Source organism: Shouchella tritolerans, assembly GCF_025770735.1.
Classification (GTDB): domain Bacteria; phylum Bacillota; class Bacilli; order Bacillales; family Bacillaceae_D; genus Shouchella; species Shouchella tritolerans.
The window spans coordinates 363,612-383,490 of the sequence record NZ_JAODPB010000004.1 but is presented as its reverse complement, the minus strand read 5'-3'; the positions used below and the strand labels follow the sequence as shown (position 1 = coordinate 383,490).

23 protein-coding genes are annotated in these 19,879 nt (G+C 45.4%); 15 read left to right on the top strand and 8 right to left on the bottom strand.

Going from position 1 to position 19,879, the window contains the following annotated elements; translation table 11 throughout:
- A partial coding sequence (locus N6H06_RS16060; protein ID WP_263706383.1) for an integrase core domain-containing protein occupies positions 1-97 on the top strand: 97 nt, incomplete at its 5' end.
- A gap of 284 nt (positions 98-381) precedes the next feature.
- Here the strand turns inward: N6H06_RS16060 and N6H06_RS16055 are convergent.
- Positions 382-1,392: an NADH:flavin oxidoreductase/NADH oxidase gene (locus N6H06_RS16055; protein WP_404830356.1), complete on the bottom strand. Its 1,011-nt coding sequence runs from the start codon at positions 1,390-1,392 to the stop codon at positions 382-384.
- A 213-nt stretch (positions 1,393-1,605) separates the two neighbouring features.
- Between N6H06_RS16055 and N6H06_RS16050 the strand changes: the two genes are divergently transcribed.
- Positions 1,606-2,805: a M20/M25/M40 family metallo-hydrolase gene (locus N6H06_RS16050; protein ID WP_263707513.1), complete on the top strand. Its 1,200-nt coding sequence runs from the start codon at positions 1,606-1,608 to the stop codon at positions 2,803-2,805.
- Positions 2,806-2,883: 78 nt separating this feature from the next.
- Positions 2,884-3,528 (top strand): SDR family oxidoreductase, encoded by a 645-nt coding sequence (locus N6H06_RS16045; RefSeq protein ID WP_212953934.1) that lies wholly within the window; start codon positions 2,884-2,886, stop codon positions 3,526-3,528.
- A 57-nt stretch (positions 3,529-3,585) separates the two neighbouring features.
- Here the strand turns inward: N6H06_RS16045 and ytvI are convergent, their stop codons facing one another.
- Both ytvI and N6H06_RS16035 read right to left on the bottom strand, forming a co-directional pair.
- A complete protein-coding gene (gene ytvI / locus N6H06_RS16040) occupies positions 3,586-4,662 on the bottom strand; it encodes a sporulation integral membrane protein YtvI (protein ID WP_263707512.1) in 1,077 nt (358 codons plus the stop codon).
- Between the two features lie 262 nt (positions 4,663-4,924).
- Positions 4,925-5,494, bottom strand: a complete 570-nt coding sequence (locus N6H06_RS16035; protein WP_263707511.1) for a copper resistance CopC family protein — start codon at positions 5,492-5,494, stop codon at positions 4,925-4,927.
- Positions 5,495-5,774: 280 nt separating this feature from the next.
- On the opposite strand from N6H06_RS16035, the gene N6H06_RS16030 reads away from it, so the two are divergent.
- The 8 genes from N6H06_RS16030 to N6H06_RS15995 all read left to right on the top strand — a co-directional run bounded on the left by N6H06_RS16030 (position 5,775) and on the right by N6H06_RS15995 (position 12,999).
- The gene (locus N6H06_RS16030) at positions 5,775-5,969 is read left to right on the top strand and encodes a hypothetical protein (protein ID WP_263707510.1); all 195 of its coding nucleotides are present in this window, start codon (positions 5,775-5,777) and stop codon (positions 5,967-5,969) included.
- Between the two features lie 60 nt (positions 5,970-6,029).
- Positions 6,030-7,130, top strand: a complete 1,101-nt coding sequence (locus N6H06_RS16025; protein ID WP_062749210.1) for a mechanosensitive ion channel family protein — start codon at positions 6,030-6,032, stop codon at positions 7,128-7,130.
- 238 nt (positions 7,131-7,368) lie between these two features.
- A complete protein-coding gene (locus tag N6H06_RS16020) occupies positions 7,369-8,382 on the top strand; it encodes an HD-GYP domain-containing protein (RefSeq protein ID WP_062749208.1) in 1,014 nt (337 codons plus the stop codon).
- 231 nt (positions 8,383-8,613) lie between these two features.
- A complete protein-coding gene (locus N6H06_RS16015; RefSeq protein ID WP_212953930.1) occupies positions 8,614-9,510 on the top strand; it encodes an AEC family transporter in 897 nt (298 codons plus the stop codon).
- A 61-nt stretch (positions 9,511-9,571) separates the two neighbouring features.
- A complete protein-coding gene (gene dapD, locus N6H06_RS16010) occupies positions 9,572-10,294 on the top strand; it encodes a 2,3,4,5-tetrahydropyridine-2,6-dicarboxylate N-acetyltransferase (RefSeq protein WP_062749204.1) in 723 nt (240 codons plus the stop codon).
- Between the two features lie 63 nt (positions 10,295-10,357).
- Positions 10,358-11,569 (top strand): aspartate aminotransferase family protein, encoded by a 1,212-nt coding sequence (locus N6H06_RS16005; protein WP_263707509.1) that lies wholly within the window; start codon positions 10,358-10,360, stop codon positions 11,567-11,569.
- Positions 11,566-12,702 (top strand): N-acetyldiaminopimelate deacetylase, encoded by a 1,137-nt coding sequence (locus N6H06_RS16000; protein ID WP_263707508.1) that lies wholly within the window; start codon positions 11,566-11,568, stop codon positions 12,700-12,702. The genes N6H06_RS16005 and N6H06_RS16000 overlap by 4 nt, the downstream gene beginning before the upstream one ends.
- Before the next feature lie 51 nt (positions 12,703-12,753).
- Entirely contained in the window at positions 12,754-12,999 is a 246-nt protein-coding gene (locus N6H06_RS15995; RefSeq protein ID WP_062749198.1) for a YkuS family protein, read from the top strand.
- Between the two features lie 28 nt (positions 13,000-13,027).
- On the opposite strand, the gene N6H06_RS15990 is transcribed toward N6H06_RS15995, so the two are convergent.
- The gene (locus N6H06_RS15990) at positions 13,028-13,807 is read right to left on the bottom strand and encodes a mechanosensitive ion channel family protein (protein WP_062749197.1); all 780 of its coding nucleotides are present in this window, start codon (positions 13,805-13,807) and stop codon (positions 13,028-13,030) included.
- A gap of 206 nt (positions 13,808-14,013) precedes the next feature.
- Between N6H06_RS15990 and N6H06_RS15985 the strand changes: the two genes are divergently transcribed.
- From N6H06_RS15985 to N6H06_RS15975, 3 genes are all read left to right on the top strand, one after another.
- Entirely contained in the window at positions 14,014-14,559 is a 546-nt protein-coding gene (locus N6H06_RS15985) for a peroxiredoxin (protein ID WP_062749196.1), read from the top strand.
- Positions 14,560-14,673: 114 nt separating this feature from the next.
- A complete protein-coding gene (locus tag N6H06_RS15980) occupies positions 14,674-15,132 on the top strand; it encodes a redoxin domain-containing protein (RefSeq protein ID WP_274520462.1) in 459 nt (152 codons plus the stop codon).
- A 93-nt stretch (positions 15,133-15,225) separates the two neighbouring features.
- Positions 15,226-15,891, top strand: coding sequence for a potassium channel family protein (locus N6H06_RS15975; protein WP_062749195.1), 666 nt, complete (start codon positions 15,226-15,228; stop codon positions 15,889-15,891).
- Between the two features lie 51 nt (positions 15,892-15,942).
- Here the strand turns inward: N6H06_RS15975 and rnjA are convergent, their stop codons facing one another.
- The 4 genes from rnjA to N6H06_RS15955 form a co-directional block, all read right to left on the bottom strand.
- Positions 15,943-17,610 carry a ribonuclease J1 gene (gene rnjA / locus N6H06_RS15970; protein ID WP_062749194.1) on the bottom strand — a complete coding sequence of 556 codons (1,668 nt, stop codon included), beginning with the start codon at positions 17,608-17,610 and terminating at the stop codon, positions 15,943-15,945.
- 2 nt (positions 17,611-17,612) lie between these two features.
- A complete protein-coding gene (locus N6H06_RS15965) occupies positions 17,613-17,822 on the bottom strand; it encodes a DNA-dependent RNA polymerase subunit epsilon (protein WP_062749192.1) in 210 nt (69 codons plus the stop codon).
- 306 nt (positions 17,823-18,128) lie between these two features.
- Positions 18,129-18,680, bottom strand: coding sequence for a peptide deformylase (gene def / locus N6H06_RS15960; protein ID WP_062749190.1), 552 nt, complete (start codon positions 18,678-18,680; stop codon positions 18,129-18,131).
- Positions 18,681-18,783: 103 nt separating this feature from the next.
- Positions 18,784-18,987 carry a YjcZ family sporulation protein gene (locus N6H06_RS15955; protein WP_082808401.1) on the bottom strand — a complete coding sequence of 68 codons (204 nt, stop codon included), beginning with the start codon at positions 18,985-18,987 and terminating at the stop codon, positions 18,784-18,786.
- Positions 18,988-19,181: 194 nt separating this feature from the next.
- Here N6H06_RS15955 and N6H06_RS15950 point away from each other — a divergent pair, with 194 nt between their 5' ends.
- A complete protein-coding gene (locus N6H06_RS15950; protein WP_062749188.1) occupies positions 19,182-19,835 on the top strand; it encodes a YkyA family protein in 654 nt (217 codons plus the stop codon).
- The last annotated feature ends 44 nt before the right edge of the window (positions 19,836-19,879 follow it).

Below are 19,879 nucleotides of genomic sequence, written 5' to 3'. Positions count from 1 at the left end.
CTATATCGATTGGTACAATACGAAGCGATTGAAACAAAAACTGGCTGGATTAAGTCCAGTACAATACCGAACTCAATCCAGCCAACTAACTGCATAAGTAAAACTCTAACTATTGGGGGTCACTACCTGGCAGGGGTTTTTTATGTCATAGCATGCTTTTTTAGTATCCTTCAGCTTTAGTTTTACCGTAGATGTAATTTTGATGTGAATCTATCAAGCTTCTTCTTCTGGTTTCTTAAATGGATCTATAGCTCTGTCTGTTGATCGGTTTACGAGTTTAGAGGATATCAAAAGAAACGATTGGCATAGGCCAAACTACATTTAACTATAAAAATGCCCCCGAAACGACTTTCAGGGGCGTGAACGCATGCTTCTCTTTGTCTAAAACCCAGCCTTATACTGAGTAGGAGCATCAATAGGAAGCTTTAATTCAGACGCGGCGCCAAGTGCCCAATATGGGTTGGCCAACAGGCCGCGGCCAACGGCGACGAGATCGGCTTCTTCATTGCCGATTATGGCATTGGCTAAAACAGGGTTTTCAAGGCGGCCGACGGCGATCACAGGGACAGATAGTGCCTGTTTGATTTGTTTTGCCAGCGGCGTTTGGTAACCTGCGTGGCTTCCAGGCAGCCCTCTAGAGCCGATTGGTCCTTCGCCGCCAGAGCTGACGTCGAACACGTCGACTCCTTCGTCTTTTAAAATCTGTGAGAAGCGGATGGCTTCTTCTATATCGTAGCCGCCGTCGACATATTCAGTTGCTGAAATACGCATCAATAAAGGCATACTGTCGGGGATGACGCTTTTGACCGCGCGAATGACTTCTTTAGCGAAGAGCGTGCGGTCTTCGCCGTAACGGTCTGTTCGCGTATTCGTATAGGGTGAAAGGAATTGATGGATCAAATAGCCATGGGCGCCATGGAGTTCAATCGCGTCAAATCCCGCTTCTACTGCTCGGCGGGCCGCTTCCTTAAACGTTTGTACCATCTCAGCGATCTCGTTCTCTGACAGCGCTCGAGGGGTTTTGTATGTTTCGTCAAATGCCTGAGCAGATGGCGCAACGAGTTCAGGCGCGTCTTCCGCTTTTCTGCCAGCATGGGCGATTTGAATAGCGATTTTGGCACCATATTGGTGGGCTGCATCGACAATCGGCTTAAACGCATCGCGATGGGCGTCTGACCAAAGGCCAAGGCAGTAATCGCTAATCCGCCCATTCGGCTCGACATTGGTCATTTCCACAATAATGAGGCCAACGCCGCCAATTGCTCTGCTCGTGTAATGGTGCAAATGCCAGTCAGTCGGCATTCCATCTTTGCCTGTAGCCGAATATTGGCACATAGGCGACATGACGACACGGTTTTTCAACGTAAGCTCCTTCAGTTGAAAGCTGTCCATTAAGTTTGGCAAAAGAACCCCTCCCATTTTTTAGTTTGTTCAGGCTTATCGTAAAGAGATGTTACCCTCAATTCAAGCAAAATGCTTGCAAGGGGTCGTTTCAGTACGGTTAACTAGAATAGATAGAAGCTATTTTTGGCTAAAGGACGAGGCTAGTGGAGCGACCTGCTGCGGTTGGAATCGTGCCTTTTGGCGAATAGGAGGAGGAGCGTTTTGCAGAAGGAATTACATAAGCAGTTTTCAAAGATGACGGCTGAACCACTTGTTCAAGAAGGGTTGGCTTTTTTAAAAAACGATGACAGGCAAACGTTGCATGAACAAATCACGATTGCTGAAATTCCCGCTCCGCCGTTTCAAGAGGAAAAGCGGGCCAAGTATGTGCAAGAACAGTTTAAGAAGCTTGGTTTAACAAAGGTAAAGCAAGATGAAGAAGGCAATGTTTACGGGCTTAGGCCTGGAAAAAAAGACGTGCCGGCGATAGTGGTGTCTGCCCATTTAGACTCTGTCTTTTCAGAAGAGACGGATGTCACCGTAAAGGAAAGGGACGGTGTTTATTACGGGCCAGGCATAACCGACGATGCCCGAGGCTTGGCGGCATTGCTGTCCGTTATTCGTGCTTTCCAACATACAGGCATTCACACGGAGGCGCCGATTGTCTTTCTAGCTACAGTTGGCGAAGAAGGGCCTGGCGATTTGCGTGGTGTAAAAGCATTTATTGATGGGAATGCTAATATAGCCAGTTTTATTTCGATTGATTCGGTTTCCCCTGAAGAAATTATTTACCAAGGCACTGGTAGTTACCGCTATGAATTAACGTTTTCTGGGACAGGGGGCCATAGCTTCCAGCATTTTGGCACGCCGAGCGCCGTTCACGCAGCTGGCCGGGCGATTGCAGCGATTGCTTCGTTGGATGTGCCGGAAACGCCAAAAACAACGTTTAATGTTGGTGTGGTAGAAGGGGGGACGATTCCAACAGCTATTGCTGAAACGTGTACGATTAAATTGGATCTCCGTTCCAATGGCCGAGCTGAATTGGATAGGATTGCAGAAAAAGCGCTGCTGTTATGCGAAACGGCGTGTTCGCAAGAAGGAGAAGGCGATCAAAAAATTCGTTTATCTACGAAAAAAGTCGGCGATCGTCCCGTTGGTGTCCAATCAGCTAACTCCGAAATGGTTGAAATGGCTGTTTTGGCCACAGAAGCCCTCGGTCTGACTCCAGAGTTAGCGCCGCCAAGTAGCACAGATGCCAATTATCCCATTAGCAAAGGCATTCCTGCCCTTACCCTAGGAGGTGGCGGAGAAGGGGGCGGTTATCACTCGCTGAATGAATGGTACAAACCCCTAAACAGTTATTTAGGTCCCCAACGCGTATGGCTTGTGGTGTTAGGGCTTGCTCAGGCCGCGGAAAGTTGAAAGGGATGTTCGTATTCGTTTTGTAAGCTGTTCGGAAAGGGTATAGATAAACAGAAAAACGAAAGGGGGTACTGGCAAATGAAAGTACTTATAATCGGTGCAAATGGACAAATTGGCAAACAGCTTGTCGAAAAGATTGAACAGCAATCGCCTCATGAAGCACGGGCGATGGTACGTTCAAAAGAACAGTTGGAATCGTTTCAACAGGCAGGAGTAGACGCTGTGCTGGCGAACCTTGAAGGACCAATTAGCGAATTGGCCGAAGCGGCAAACGGCTGTGACGCAATTGTTTTTACGGCGGGTTCTGGCGGGCACACAGGTGCAGATAAAACGATGATGATTGATTTGGATGGCGCAATTAAATCAATGGAAGCTGCAAAGCAAGCAGGCGTAAGCCGTTTTGTGATTGTCAGCGCGATTGGTGTTCACCGCCGTGAGAAATGGATGTCCTCTGCCCCTTATTATAGCGCTGCTAAGTATTATGCGGATGAATGGCTAAGAGCCAGTGGGCTTGATTATACGATTATACGCCCAGGCGGTTTAACCAATGATAAGGGAAATCAGAAAATCAAAGTCGCGGCAGATTTACAGCGTGGCAACATTCCCCGTGAAGACGTTGCGAATGTCATCCTTGCCGTGTTAGATATGGATAATACGATCGGCAAGTCGTTCGATTTGGTTAGCGGGGAAGACGACATTGAACATGCTCTTTCTTCTCTATAAAACAAAAAGGGACTCCAGCTAGCAATTGGGCTGGAGCCTCTTTTTTTGTACGTTCTCTCATTTTGCCGATGTTTCTTCTTGGGCATTTAAGCGGAACAAACCTGCTTCTATTGCCGAACGGACGGCAATGTAAACAAAAGGCCCTAAAATCAATCCCATTACACCGAAGAATACAAAACCAAAGTACATTGACAGTACTGTTGGCAATGCATTTAAACCAATCGAGTCACCTAGCACTTTAGGTTCAATAATCCGGCGTAAAATTAACAGCACAAGAGCAAGCGCCATCAATTGAATGCCCATCGCCGTATCCCCAAGTATGATCGCGACCAAGCCCCATGGCACTAAAATAAGCGCAGGCCCGACATACAATGGAATAATGTCGACTACCCAAATCAAAATCGACATAATCAAGGCAGAGCTGGGAGCAATAAATAATAAGCTGATATAACAGGCTAGAAAGACGCCGATGCTTAAAATAAATTGCGCTTTCCAATAGCCTAAAAACACTTTGCCCATACGTCGAAAAACGAATTGCAGTTTTTGCGAAGTCTCATCTTTAAATAAATTAAACGTGTTGCTGAGCAGACGCGGCAAATCAAGGCTAAATAAGAAAAGGGTGATAATGTATACCAGAGTAACAAACAGCATGTTAGGGATCGATTGGAGCCACGCTGCAATCGTTGTAATGACCGTTGCTGTGAAGCCTAGCACGGCATCAACAGCTGTCTCAGAAAGGCGTTGCAATTCAGCGACAATGGCCGCTCCCTGAGGAATACGATCCAACGTATCCGTGAAGTCACTAATAAGCTTGTCAGCGAATTGTTGGATTTCAAATGCATATTGGGGCAGCTGTAATGTCCAACCATAAATAGATTCAATTAAATAGCGAACCGTTAAGTATAAAAGAACACCACTGACAAACAAAAAGCTCAAAAACACAATCGTCACCGGCAAGAGCCGTTTTTCTTGTTTCATTTTTTTCTGAAAAAACTTCACAAATGGCTCAAACACCATCGCTGTCAGCAACGCCAACAAAATCGGCATAAACGCTGAAAGGTTAAAGTAGACAAACAATCCAACGGCTGCAATGACGACAATCAAAAAGATTTTCTTCAAGAGTGAACGGTTCAACTATTAGAAACCTCCTACGCATACAAAACAAATGGAAAGTGTTCCTAGATCTGAGAACATCCTTTTGTAAAAGAATGACCGACGGACAAAGGTGCTCCTTTCCATTATAGCTTAAACCGTCCAATCTAAAAACGAAAAGCACTGGAATCACGGAGAAAAATTTGGGGGCAGTCTGGTTAAAACAAAAGCCCTTTTGACAAGGGCTCGGACTGTAGACAAACGCTTGCCCACGTCGTGTTTGGCAAGCGTTCTGAGTGATTTTTTATGATTTGCGTTTGCGTAAGACTGTAAAAATGACGAGCGCTACAATAAAAAGGCCAGCAATGATGATAGAAAGCCAAAGAACAGACGTGCCCGCTGTGTTCGTTTCTTCTTCTTCTGGTCCACTTGCTTCGTGGTCTCGATCTTGTTTTACTCCGTTTGCGGCATTTTCTTCTGCGGTACTTTCATCCTCAGGAGTCGTTTCTTCCTCCGCATTTACTTGAAACGAAAAGGATCCATCCAAAGAATGGCCGTCATCGCCAATGTTTTGCCATTCAACCACGTATGACCCATTGCTTAGAGGCTCCTGCAAAATCGCTGTCATCGACGTGTTTTCTACATCAATGGACTCGATTGCTGCCTCTTCGTCTGTGTCGGCATTTGTGATCGTCATATCGGCTGTGCCAATCCCACCATCAAAAGTCACTTGGACTTCCGTAACAGGTTCATTGACTTCTTCGTTTTCTCCAGGCGTTGCTGATTGAAAATGGGAATGTGCACCGGCTGTGAGTGGGAAAACGAACAATGGGAGAAACAGGAAAATGGCAAGACTTAACCGTTTAAAAAACATGTGAGAGCATCCTCCATTCATCTTTAAGTGCGATGCTAGTATAACAAGAAATTGTGAGCACTTAATGAAATTAGCCGTTGTTTATAAATTGTTCACATATGAGAAGGAACAACAATTTGTGTACAAGCTCCAGGCTAGTCATGCGCTTGATAACAATAGTATAGACAAATTTTTAGCCATTCATAAGGGGCAGTGCCCCTGTAAGTCGCCAATCTCCCGTCATAATTGGTTGTTTTTACGCGCAAGCTAATTCCATCTAGATAGGAAAGGGGGCATGTCTGTGAAACGGCATTGGGTGGCGGCGGCAATTGTTTCTATTTATTTGACTCTCAAGTTGGCAAGCCGAAATGCGGCAAACAAACGACAGGCAGTGCCTCGACACGAAGAATTTTCAAAGGAGTTTTTCCCTTTGGACAGCGATGGGCTAGTGACTAGCTCGCACATTGGGAAGCTGCTACGGCAACTCTTGCAATAGCCTCGTCCACTAGATCATGTTAAAATGAAGCCGTACATTTTGTTAAGAGAGGTTTTTGCCATGAACACCATCTGGAAGAACATAACAGACTATTTGATTGAGTTTCCGTGGATGAACCTGCTCACAGCAATCGGGATATTTCTTATTTTTCTCGTGTTTCGCAAACTATTCACAAAGTATTTGTTTAAAGTCATTTTAGCGTTTGCTAAAAAAACGAATGTGCCTCTTTTAACGCAGCTGCTCCTTTCATTTGAGCGGCCGTTGCGTGTTTTTTTTATCGTGATCGGTACTTACATTGCTTTAAAATCGTGGGGCATTGATATGAAAGAACAGCTTTTATTGAACCGAATTTATGGCAGTGTGTTGATTGTGCTTGGCGGTTGGGGGCTCTATAATTATGTTTCCACCCATGGGACATTTATGGCGTTTGCAAAACAAAAATTGCATTTAAGAGACGACCATATGCTCATTCCCTTTATTTCAAACATTCTTCGTTTCGTAGTGATTGCCTTGACAATCGTTGCTTGCTTGTCAGCGATGGGCGTGAACGTAAACGGATTTATCGCGGGCCTTGGTCTTGGTGGATTAGCGTTTGCGTTAGCTGCCCAAGAAACGGTTGCCAATTTGTTCGGCGGTGTTGTTATTATTATGGAAAAGCCCTTTAAGAAAGGGGATTGGATTTCTACGCCGTCTGTTGAAGGCGTCGTAGAAGACATCACGTTTCGCAGCACGAAAATCCGCACGTTTGCGGATGCAGTTGTGATTGTCCCGAACAAAACGTTGTCTAACGAAGCAATTACCAACTGGTCGGAAATGAATATGCGGCGTGTAAACTATTCGATAGGCGTCGGTCAAGAAGCAACAAGATTCGAGTTGCAAAGAGCAGTTGAGAAGATTCGCGAACGGATCCTTAACCATCCTGGCGTTGTCCAAGATACAGTAATGGTTTACTTTGATGAATTTGGTGAATCTAGCTATAACATTTTTGTGTATTACTTTACGAAAACGGTCGTTTGGTCTGAATGGCATGAGATTAAACAGGAAGTCAACTACGATATTCTCGATATTTTAGAGGACGAAGGAATATCCGTCTTAAAGCCAATCGTTGTATTGGACCACCAAGATGATGAACAGTTTCAAAAAGCTGGAGAATCATCTTAGCCGAACGGATAGAAAACGCTTGGAGCCGAGGGAAGCAATGAAGGGTGCGAGCGTTCGTCTACAGTCTGAAACCTTGCCTGACAGCAAGGTTTTTTAGCTTAGATTCCTTTGCCAAGGGGCGTTTTAGCGTTTTTTCCTTTCTTTCGTGACGAGAGTTCGTTATAATGAAAAGGCAATCATTCGTGACGTAATCTGAAAAAGAGGAGGGGCCTGGCTGCGATGCCAGGTGTATCTTTGTATGAAGTATGTCAACATTGAAGATGTTTTGCCTGGCGCATCCCTTGGGAAAGAGATATTTTCCATGGACGGCCAGGTTCTGCTAAGTAAGGGGGCTTCTTTAACAGCTAACCATATTGCAAGATTGCGAAAATTTGGTGTCCATTTAGTGCCCCTTGATCTTCCAGAGGAAAGCGAGCCTGAGGAGGCAGCGTCTCCTAAAACGCAAATCGATTCTATTTTTGAAGATTCCCTTCGTTTTATTAGCAATGGGGAAGAGGAGTGGAAAGAGCGTGTTTTAGCGGTAATGGAAAAAGTAGTGGAAACCGCCAAAACACAAGAATTTCTTCAGTTTATTCGAAACGGAAGCGATTCCCTCTATGCGCACTCGCTAATGGTTGGTCTTATTTCGACTACGATCGGTGCCCGGCACGGGTACTCGGACAAAAAGCTCGAGCAACTGGCGATTTCTGCACTGCTTCATGATATCGGAAAGGTGCTTCCTGCATCCTATGATGAGCCTGGCGTTTTGCATGGGTCAGACCATACGTGGAGAGGATACAACTTTTTGAAAACGGTAGCTGAGTTCGGCAAAGTTGTCGCCCATGTTGCCTTATGCCATCATGAAGACTTTTCGCAAACTGGCCATCCCCGCAAAGTGGCTGCTTCGGCTGTCCATGAATTTGCACAAATTGTGGCGATTGCCAACGCGTTTGACCATTTGACGCACCGTCGTGACGGAGAAGCATTGATGGAGCCTGGAGAAGCATGCGAATTTATGTTGGCTTTTACGAATAAACGTTTTAGCCACGTGTTTATGAATGATTTTTTGCGGAGTGTGGCACTTTATCCGACGGGAAGCCAAGTCGTGCTGTCCAACGGCTTGCACGGCATTGTTGTAAGCCAAAATAGCGGTTTGCCGCAACGCCCTGTTATTCATATTTTGCATACGAATAATGGTGGACAGCAAATTACTGTGCAAACGATTGATTTGGCACAAGAGAACACGGTGTTTATCGAGGAAATTGTGTCTTAATGGGACGTTTTCGTTCATGTGTTGCCGACAACGTTGGCAACACACTCAGACTGAACGCTTATGGCGAGGGGAGATGCGAAGAAACGTGTATTCATGGGCAATGGTTTTCTTGCGTATGGAACAACTGTTCTAAAGCATAGGAGCGAGGCAAACGGCAATGTAAGCGAATGTTTGCCTACAGTCTGAAACGGACGGTTTCGTTCGTTTTTTGTTTTTAAGGACGGTGTCTGAATGGGGATTTTTTTGCAAGTCGTATTGCCCGTGTGTTCTATTTTTGCAGCTGGTTTTTTGTTGCAGCGGGCGTTTATGCTCGACATACGTTCGGTGTCATCTGTAGCGATTTATATTATGACGCCGTGCCTTGTTTTTCGTACTTTTTATACGGGGAATCTTGACGCTCAATATGCCTATATGGCCTTGTTTGCCCTTCTTCTGCTTGTGTCGTTAATTATCATTACAAAAGGGTATGCAAAACTGCGCAAACTAAGTCTCAGCGAAGAAAGTGGAATGATCTTAGCAACTTCCTTTATGAATGTGGGGAATTACGGGACGCCGATTATTTTATTTGCTTATGGCGAGAGTGCTTTTGATCTCGCTGTTTCGTTTATGGTGTTGCAATCGATTATCATGAATATTTTCGGCGTTTATTACGCAGCCAGAGGCAAAGCCGCTATGAAAGGGGCCGTATTAGCGGTTTTGAAAATGCCAGCAACGTATGCAACTGTCCTAGCGCTCGGACTAAATGTGGGTGGGGTCGCACTTCCACCAAACCTCTTTCAACCAATTGATATCGTCGCGGAGGCGGCCATTCCGACGGTAATGTTAATTTTAGGGATGCAATTAGCGATGATCCCATTACGTGGGTTTGCGTGGGAAAAGCTGACCGTTGCGACGGTCATACGGATGGCGATTTCCCCTATCGTAGCATTTGTGATCGTTTCCTTTTTACCTATTAGCGAAATTCTCAGCAAAGTGTTGATTATATCAGCGGCAATGCCAAGCGCAGCGACAATTGTGATGTATGCGGTCCAATTCGATTCAGAACCAAAGCTTGTCTCCTCGATCACGCTCGTCACCACACTTGTCAGCTTGTTTTCGTTGACGTTCTTTCTAGCGATTTTAAGCTAGTCCATTGCAATTTTAAGCGTGACACTTTATCATAATGAACAGAACAAAGGAGGCTACATACATGAAAATGATGGATGCAAACGAAATTATTGAGTTTATTTCTAAATCTGAAAAGAAAACTCCTGTAAAAGTTTACATAAAGGGTCAACTTGACAACCTTTCCTTTGGCGAAGGCGTGCAGTCATTTATGAATGGCAACACGGGCGTAGTGTTTGGCGAATGGAGCAAGATTGAAGCTGTCCTTAACGAAAATGCTGCGTTGATTGAAGATACTGTTGTTGAAAATGACCGTCGCTATTCGGCCATTCCTCTGCTTGATTTAAAAGAGGTAGAAGCACGAATTGAACCAGGCGCCATTATCCGCGACCAAGTGGAAATTGGAAAAGGTGCTGTTATTATGATGGGTGCCAGCATTAATATCGGCGCTGTCATTGGCGAAGGCACAATGATTGACATGAATGCTGTCCTTGGCGGCCGGGCGACTGTCGGGAAAAATTGTCACGTTGGCGCCGGTGCTGTGTTGGCTGGTGTCATCGAACCACCATCTGCTTCTCCTGTCATTATTGAAGACGGCGTTGTCATCGGCGCAAATGCCGTGATTTTAGAAGGCGTCCGTGTAGGTGCTGGCGCGGTGGTAGCGGCTGGTGCGATTGTAACAGAAGATGTTCCTGCCAATACAGTGGTTGCTGGAACGCCAGCACGCGTGATTAAAGAAATTGATGAGAAAACAAAAGGCAAAACGGAAATAAAGCTGGAGCTTCGCCGTTTAAATGAAGACCTATAACGTATCGTGTGCAGCTTTGCCTAAAGGGCAAAGCTGTTTTCATAAAAAAGGAGTGGATTGGTAGTGGACTGGATTGCGCGGGATAAAGCGGCGATTATGGGGACATATGGGCGGTTGCCCCTTGTTATAGACCGGGGAGAAGGCAATTATTTGATCGATGAGAACGGCAAATCGTATTTAGATTTAATTACAGGTCTTGCTGTCAATGTGATTGGCCACTCTCATCCAGAAGTGATGAAAACACTTAATGAGCAAGGTCATAAATTTCTGCATATTTCCAACTTGTATGTAAACAAACCGGCGGTTGAGCTTGCCGAACAACTCAGTGAGGCTACGCTTGGCGGCAAAGTGTTTTTTGCGAATTCCGGCGCTGAAGCGACAGAGGCAGCTGTTAAGTTGATCCATAAATGGAGTGCGGCACAAAAGACAACGAAACGAGGCATTGTCGTTTTAAAAAATAGTTTTCACGGACGAACGTTGGGTGCTTTAAAACTAACACGGCAAAAAGGCGTGTACCAAGACTTTCCGAAACATGATTTGCCTGTCTATGAAGTGGAGAGGGAAAATGTCGAAGAGTTGCGAGCGGTCATCGAAAAGAACAAGCCTGCTGCGCTGCTCATGGAACCGGTGCTTGGCTCAGGGGGAGTCATCCCATTATCCCATTCATTTTTACAAGAAGCACAGGCGTTATGCAAACAGGAGGGCGTGCTGTTTTGCATGGACGAAATTCAAACGGGCATGGGACGCACAGGCAAGCTGTTTGCCTACATGCACGCCGAATTGAGTCCTGACGTCGTCCTTTTTGCAAAAGGAGTAGGCGGAGGACTGCCACTTGGTGGCATCATCGTCAAGCAGGGTTGGAGCGAGTTGTTTTCCCCTGGTGATCATGGCACGACGTTTGCTCCTTCGCCGTTAAGCTGTGCACTTGGCCTTGCCGTGCTCCGTGTTCTCCGGCAACAAGGTGGCCTCGCCGATAGCCAACAAACGGCAGCCTACTTGCATGATACATTAACAAAATTGCAACAGGAATTTCCAAGCATTTTAGAAGCGTTCCGCGGCAAAGGGATGATGATTGGTTTGCCGACGAAACTAACGGCGAATAACACGAAAAAACTTCAACAAATGATGATGGAAAAAGGCGTGCTCATTGATGTCACCCAACAAACGATCGTTCGTTTGCTTCCGCCGCTTACGCTTACAAAAGCAGAAGTCGACACGTTTGCTGGCCACTTCCGCCACGCATTGGTGCAAATTGACGGAGTGGTGGCAACATGAAGATGAATGACCTCATAAACATACGCCGTTCTTTTCATCAAATTCCTGAACTTGGATTTAAAGAATTTAAAACACAGCAACTGCTTTTAGACACCATTTCGAACATGGAGCAAACGCGACTGCAAATCAAAACGTGGAAAACAGCCGTGTTCGTCCGCGTCGAAGGCAAACAAGACTATACGATTGCATACAGAGCTGATATGGACGGGCTCCCTATTACAGAAGAAACGGGCTATTCGTTTGCCTCTAAGCATGAAGGGGCGATGCATGCCTGTGGGCATGACTTCCATATGACGATTGCCCTTGGCTTGCTAGACTATTTTGCCAGCCACGAACCAGAATGCCATTTGCTGTTTATTTTTCAACCCGCAGAAGAAGGGCCAGGAGGAGCAAAACCGATTATAGAGGCGGATGTACTAGGTGCTTGGCAGCCTGATGAAATTTATGCACTCCATATTGACCCGAACCTTCCTGTCGGAGCAATTGCCACGAAACCAGGGCTGTTGTTTGCAAATACATCTGAGCTATTTATTGATTTTCAGGGCAAAGGCGGGCATGCGGCTTATCCTCACACAGCGAATGATATGGTGGTGGCTTGTGCCCACTTTGTTACACAAGCGCAAACGGTGGTCGCACGCAACATTGATCCTCTCGATTCAGCAGTGGTCACACTTGGTGTAATAGCAGGCGGAACGAAACAGAATGTCATTGCTGAGACGGCACGGCTAGAAGGAACGATCCGCACGCTGTCAATGGAATCAATGAAAGCGGTCAAAAGCAGACTTGAAGCGATTGCTGCTGGCATAGAGGCAAGTTTTGAGTGCAAGGTTGCGATTGATTATGGCGCCAATTACTGTGAAGTCTACAATGATCCCGGATTGGCAGAAGCGTTTGCCGCTTTTTCGAAAACACGAAACGGTATTACATTTGTAGAGGCAGAAGAAGCAATGACAGGGGAGGATTTTGGCTACTTTTTAAAACGATACCCTGGCGTCATGTTTTGGCTTGGCGTTGATAGCCCATACGGCTTGCACGATAGCCGCTTGCAACCGAGAGAAGAAGCGATTGCTATTGCCGTCGATCATATGGTCGCCTTTTTAAGCGCAAAAAAGCCCCGCGAAAGCATGGTATAAAACGTTCGTTTGCAGCGCATACTAATGTGGAAATGAACGAGGGGGTGCCATATGGCTAAAATAGGGGTACAATCGAATTTGTCAGATGTACAGCAAGAGCTTCAGTCCAAAGGCTATGAAGTCGTACAAATTGAAAATGAACAAGATGGACAAGGCTGCGAATGCTGCATTGTTTCTGGAAGAAATGCGGATGTTGCCGGCATCAGTGTTCCTGGGCAAATGAGCATTATCCATGCTGAAGGCTTAAGTGCAGAAGAAATCGGCCAACGTGTCGACGAAATTGTGACTCAACACTAAAAAATACCAGCAAAAAGCTGGTATTTTTTTAGTCGTTTTCTGATTGTGAAAGGGCATCATGCCGTTGCCGGATCACTTTGCGGATTTCACGTTCCACTGCCCATTGCTCCATATTTTCCGTTTTGGCAATAACACGGATTGTCGTTGTCGCTAAATCGTCGCTTTCGACGCCTAACACTTCAGGTCCAGATACAATAGCCGGATGGCTAAAGCCTTCTAGTGCCTCTTTTACCATTGCTAGCGATTCGTCTGTTTTTTGCCCAGCTGGGATGGAAATGTCAACGAGTGCACGCATATTGCCACGGGAATGGTTGTCTACATTGGCAATGTTGCGGTTTGGCACATAATGGAGTGTACCATCAAAGCCGCGAATCAACGTTGTGCGGAAACCGAGTTCCTCGACGATTCCATCAACGCCGCCGGCACTCACATAATCGCCGACTTCAAGCTGACGTTCTAACAATAGGAAAAAGCCAGTCACCACATCACTTACAAGTCCTTGTGCGCCGAAACCAACAGCAAGCCCTACAACACCTGCACCAGCTAAAATCGGCCCTAAATTGAAACCGAGTATTTCTAAGATCGTCATTGCTACAATAAACAATAACACATAAGAAAATACATTCTGAGTCAGGCTTTTTAACGTATTCAGTCGAGCTTGTGATGCGCGGATTGTCTGAGGACGGTTAAAGGCCCGGGCGATCAGTTTGCGACCTAAGGCGCGGACAATGAAAAAAATAACGACCACAAGCACGATTTTCCAAACGATTTGCGCAAGCGGATGGGAAAGCCATTCGTTAACGTTCACTCATGACCACTCCTTCCTCAATATCATTGCTTTGTTGAGAATAGCATAAATCGCTAAATCTTTCAAAAGCGAACGCTACATAAGTAAGGCAGGAATGTGAAGATTTACGTCTCTAGATTAAATTCATTCTCAATTAACATTGACTCCAAAAAGCAAGCCCGGTATAATAATGATTGTATTGGATTTGCAAAGGAGGAATTAGACTTATGACTGAAAAACGTATGGTTGGCAAACAAGCACCTCGTTTTGAAATGGATGCGGTGTTGCCAAACAAAGAATTTGGTAAAGTAAGCCTTGAAGAAAATATGAAAAATGACAAATGGACGGTGTTGTTCTTTTATCCAATGGATTTCACGTTCGTTTGTCCAACTGAAATTACAGCTTTGAGTGACCGCTACGATGAATTTGAAGACTTGGATGCGGAAGTGATCGGTGTTTCTACAGACACGATCCACACGCACAAAGCATGGATTAATACGTCACGTGATGACAATGGACTAGGTGACTTGGCTTATCCACTTGCTGCTGACACAAACCATGCTGTTTCAAGAGAATATGGTGTGTTGATTGAAGATGAAGGTGTGGCGCTACGCGGGTTGTTCATCATTAGCCCAGAAGGTGAACTAATGTATTCTGTAGTGAACCACAACAACATTGGCCGTGACGTTGATGAAACGTTGCGCGTGCTACAAGCGTTACAAACTGGCGGACTTTGCCCAGCTAACTGGAAGCCTGGACAAGCTACGCTTTAATGGAATAGTGGCAAGGGCCTAGCGCGTTGTTAGGCCTTTGTTTTTCGAAAAAGAATGAGGCGGTTTGCCGCTATTTTTGAGCGTGTGCGCTTTTTTATACAGGAGGGAAACGAGATGGCTTTGAAACTGCGGTCGGAAATGCCAGAATTGACAGGTGCGACAGAATGGCTGAATGGAGAAGTAGCGAAAGCGGACCTAATTGGCGATAAGCCAACGCTCATCCACTTTTGGTCTATTAGCTGTGGATTGTGCAAAGAGGCGATGCCAAACGTCAACGAATTTCGTGACCAATACAAAGACCAGCTAAATGTCATCGCGGTCCATATGCCGCGGTCTGAAAAAGACTTAAACATCGATGACATCAAACAAGTTGCCGAAGAGCATGGGATCACGCAACCAATCTTTGTCGATAATGAACATAAGCTGACAGACGCTTTTGAAAATGAATATGTGCCAGCTTACTACGTGTTCGATAAAGATGGGCAACTGCGCCACTTCCAAGCAGGGGGCGGCGGCATGAAAATGCTGACCAAACGTGTCAACCGAGTACTCGGTGTTAAAGAAGAAAAATAAGCGAAGACGCGCCTCTTTTTAAGCAGGTGCGTCTTTGCTTATTGACCGATTGTTTGGTACAGTCAAGTTAGGATTGAGCAGTGGAGGGCCGTTATGAAAAAACAGTTTGCGATTATCGGCTTAGGGCGGTTTGGCGGAAGTGTCACAAAGGAGTTAGTGGGACAAGGTGTTGATGTGCTGGCCATTGACAGTGACCGCACCAAAGCCGACGAATTTCGTGACATTGCCACACAAGTGGTGATCGCCAATGCTACGGACGAGCAAGTGTTGAGGGAGCTAGACATTCCATTGTATGAACATGTTGTTGTCGCAATCGGCAATGACATTGAAGCAAGCATTTTGGCGACATTATTGTTAAGTGAAATGGGCGTTAAACACATTTGTGTAAAAGCAGAAACCGATCATCACGAAAAAGTGTTGAAAAAAATCGGTGCCCACCGCGTCCTTCATCCAGAACGGGAAATGGGAGCGCGGCTCGCCCATCACCTTTTATCCGACAACATTGTCGATTACATTGAGCTATCGTCTCAGGATACGATTATTGAAGCAGTGGCAACCCCGTCACTTATAGGGCGAACGATACAAGACCTTAACATACGAGCGCTTTACGGCTGTACAATTATCGCCATCCGTAGGCAAGGGAAGCTAATGGCTGCTCCTCAGGCTAATGAAGTCATCCAAGTAGAGGACGTACTTGTTTTGCTCGGGCCGAAAAAAGCCATTTATGCGTTTGAAAAAGATTTTATTGTTGCTAAATGACTTGAAAAATAAGCCTGCCGACAGTGTTTTTAACTGTCGGCAGGCTTATTGTTATACTTCCATGATGATCGGCAAAATCATCGGTTTTCGTTTCGTACGCTCGTACAAAAATGGTCCGAGAAGTTCGGTCATTTCGTTTTTAATTTCAGACCACTGTGATGTCTTCTTTTCCATGACGCCGTTTAAATGTTTAGCGAGCATTTTTTGCGCTTCATGAATCAAATCGCCTGATTCCCTCATGTACACAAAACCACGCGAAATGATATCTGGGCCAGCTGTGACTTTAAATTCCTTCATATCTAAGCTGACGACAACAATGACTAAGCCTTCCTCTGAAAGAATCCGGCGGTCTCGGAGCACGATATTGCCGATATCGCCGATGCCATTCCCATCTACATAGACAGAGCCAGACGGAATTTTGCCGACGACACCTGCTTCATTAGGATGGAGCGCAAGGACATCGCCGTTATCCATAATAAAGCAGTTTTCTTCTTTGACGCCACAGTCTTGAGCGAGGCGATTATGAGTACGCAGCATTCGGTATTCACCGTGGATGGGTAAAAAGTATTGCGGTTTCATAAGCCGCAACATTAGTTTTTGTTCTTCCTGCCCACCGTGCCCAGATGTATGGATATCACTAAGTGGCCCATGGATGACATTTGCGCCAACCCGGTATAGTTGGTTAATAATCTTTCCAACGCTAAGCGTGTTTCCTGGGATTGGCGAAGAAGAAAACACAACGGTATCGCCTGGGATAATTTGAATTTGGCGATGCGTCCCAAAAGCAATCCGTGATAGGGCTGCCATCGGTTCACCTTGGCTTCCTGTACAAAGAATCGTTACTTTGTTATCAGGGAGTTTGTTTAACTGCGAGTGCTCGATGAACGTATGTTTGGGCGCATTGATGTAGCCAAGCTCTTGGCCAATTGTAATCGCCGATTCCATACTGCGGCCAAATACACATACTTTGCGGTCATAGTCAACTGCTGCCTGAATCACTTGTTGCAAGCGGTGGATATTCGAAGCAAACGTAGCAAAAATAATGCGCCCATCGACTTTTTGGAAAACGTTGTTGATGCTTTCTCCTACTTTTCGTTCGGACATTGTAAAAGTCGGAATTTCGCTATTGGTGCTGTCAGACAGCAAGCAAAGTACGCCTTCATCACCGATTTTCGCCATTTTTGTTAAATTCGCCGGTTCGCCGACAGGAGTGAAATCAAATTTAAAATCGCCTGTATGGACAATGTTTCCTGGCGGTGTTTTGACGACAACTCCGTAGGAGTCAGGAATGCTATGGGTTGTCCGGAAAAACGACACAGATGTCTTCGTGAACTTGACGACTTGGTCTTCTGAAATCTCGTGAAGCTTAGCGCTACGTAGCAAGCCGTGCTCTTCGAGTTTTCCTTTTAAAAGGCCGAGTGCAAGCTTGCCGCCATAGACATCAATGTTGATTTCCCGCAACAAATAAGGAATGCCGCCGATATGGTCTTCATGGCCATGGGTAATAAACAAGCCTTTAATTTTATCCCGATTTTTGATTAAGTACGTATAGTCGGGAATGACATAATCGATGCCAAGAAGCTCGTCTTGAGGAAACATAATTCCAGCATCAATGATAATAATTTCGTCTTGGAACTGGACACCGTACGTGTTTTTGCCAATTTCGCCTAAGCCGCCTAAAGCGAAAACGGCCGTTTGGTTGTTTTTTACTTGTTTCATGGTTAGATGTTCACGACCTTAAAGTCGCTGTTTGCCTGCTCATATTCTAAATATGCGCCAGTTACAGCTGTCACGTATTCAATATTGTAATTTTCATTGGCCAACTTAAGGCGGACATCTGCTTCACTTTCGCCTTCTATGTACAATGACTTCGTCCGTTCTCGTACAGGCATCTGTGCGGCATCTTCTTGATAGTAAACTTTAAAAATCATTCTTACCTCTCCTTTAAATGTAGTCCTTCCATTATAATAGAAGTTCGCTTATATTTGAATGGTTTCCTTTATTGCCTGCTACAATGACGAAAAGCCAACCTGATTAAAAGGCTGGCTTTCTTAGTTTTTCCAAGTTCTACATGCATTAAACGTCAACCAATAATGATTTCGGCAGGAGGTTTTGGCAACCTTTGACTAATTTTTTCCGCCATTTTCTTAACATCCCGTTCCACTCCTTTTCAATGCCCTTGTACCTGTAGTGTATGCACGTAGGCATTGAAGAATCGAGGGAATTGTTGGCAGCTGTTAAAGAGCAAATCCAGGCAATGGTTTTTTGAAAGGGTCTTCGAGTCCCTCAATTCGGTCGTAAAACATGATGCCGTCTAAATGATCCAACTCATGCTGGAAGACAATGGCAATGTATCCGCGCAAGCGCATCCGCACGTCGTTGCCTTCATGGTCGACTCCAGTGATCGTTAAACGGGCGCGCCGAGGCACAGGGCCGGGAACGTCACGGTCAACAGAAAGGCAGCCTTCGCCATTTTCAAGTTCATTGGTTTCAACTGAATGGCTAACGACTTTCGGGTTGGCGATCCCCATGCTGTAGAGGTTGCCGTTTTCATCTGTGGCGTGGATGGCAAATAGCCGTTTAGAAATGCCGATTTGTGGTGCAGCTAGGCCTACGCCAGGACGAAGCTCGTATTTTTCGGCCATTTCAGGGTCTTGGCTGTTTTTAATAAACTCGAGCATGTCGACCAGTGTTTGCTTGTCTTCATCTGTTAATGGCAATTCGACCGGCTTAGCGACTTTACGTAAAATCGGATTGCCTTCGCGGACAATGTCGTCCATTGTAATCATATGTACCACTCCTTATTTTCTCTATATAGTTTAAGGATATTCAGTGGCAGGCGCAAGTAGAAAAAGCGAGCAGACGTTAGGCTGCTCGCGCACATGCGGCTTCTTATTTGCAAGGTCCAGGTCCAGGGCCGACTTCTTCGCCGCCGTAACCAAACCAAGATGCGCCGACAATGATCAAGAGAATGAACAGTACGACAATTAAGGCAAAGCCTTTGCCGCCACCGTAGCCGCCGCCATACCCATAACCGCCATACCCATAAGATTCACAACCAGGACCGTAGCCGTAACCACCATATCCGTAACCCATATAAAATTCCTCCTTTTTCGTCATCGCAATGTGTTAGGCGATTCAATACACATCATATGCCTCCTCCTAATAAACGATTGGATATTCGCCTAGTTTTGCAGAAAATAGTTGAAGCATCTTGCCAAATTTGACCATGTTCGATAATGTGGTATTTGGGGCGAAAAAAAGCTTAAACCGTCGAAGGAGGAGAAAATGTGTCGAAGACAAAACTTGCGACAATCGGCGTAGGATCGATTTTATTACTGACTGCCTGTGGCGAAAACGCAACGGAAACCATTTATGACCATTTAGAAAATGCTGCGCAAATTGAAAAAGAAGGGTTTGAGGTGCAGCAAGAACCGCTCGTTCAGGCCGAGGAACATGAGGCTGATTTATATAATCAAATAATGGAACTGGATATGGAACAGTTCGAAGAAATCGTTTCTCTCGCTGATGAGGCGATTGAGTCCATCGAAAAAAGACGGGAACTGTCTGCAAACGAGAAACAAAGCATTGAAGAAGGGTACGAGGAATTTTTAGCTGCTAATGAGGCATTCACAGCATTAGAAGAGGAACCGCTTGCAGATTTGGCACAAACACTCAAAGAAGCAATGGAAGCCCGTTATGAAAGTTATCAAAAACTGTATGAAGTGTATGCTGAAACGCTTGATCAAGACGAACAACTTTACAATTTGTTGAAAACAGAAGACCTTGATGTCGAGACGTTAACAACCCAAGTAGAGGAGGCAAATGCTAAGTATGAGGAGTTTCAAGAGGCGACGGACTTATTTAATGAACATACAAATACATACAACGACGCAAAACAAGCATTTTACGAAGCGTCAGATTTAGATGTGCGCTTTGAATAAGCGCACTTCTTGTATCTGTATTAGTTCACGATCGTGATATTGTA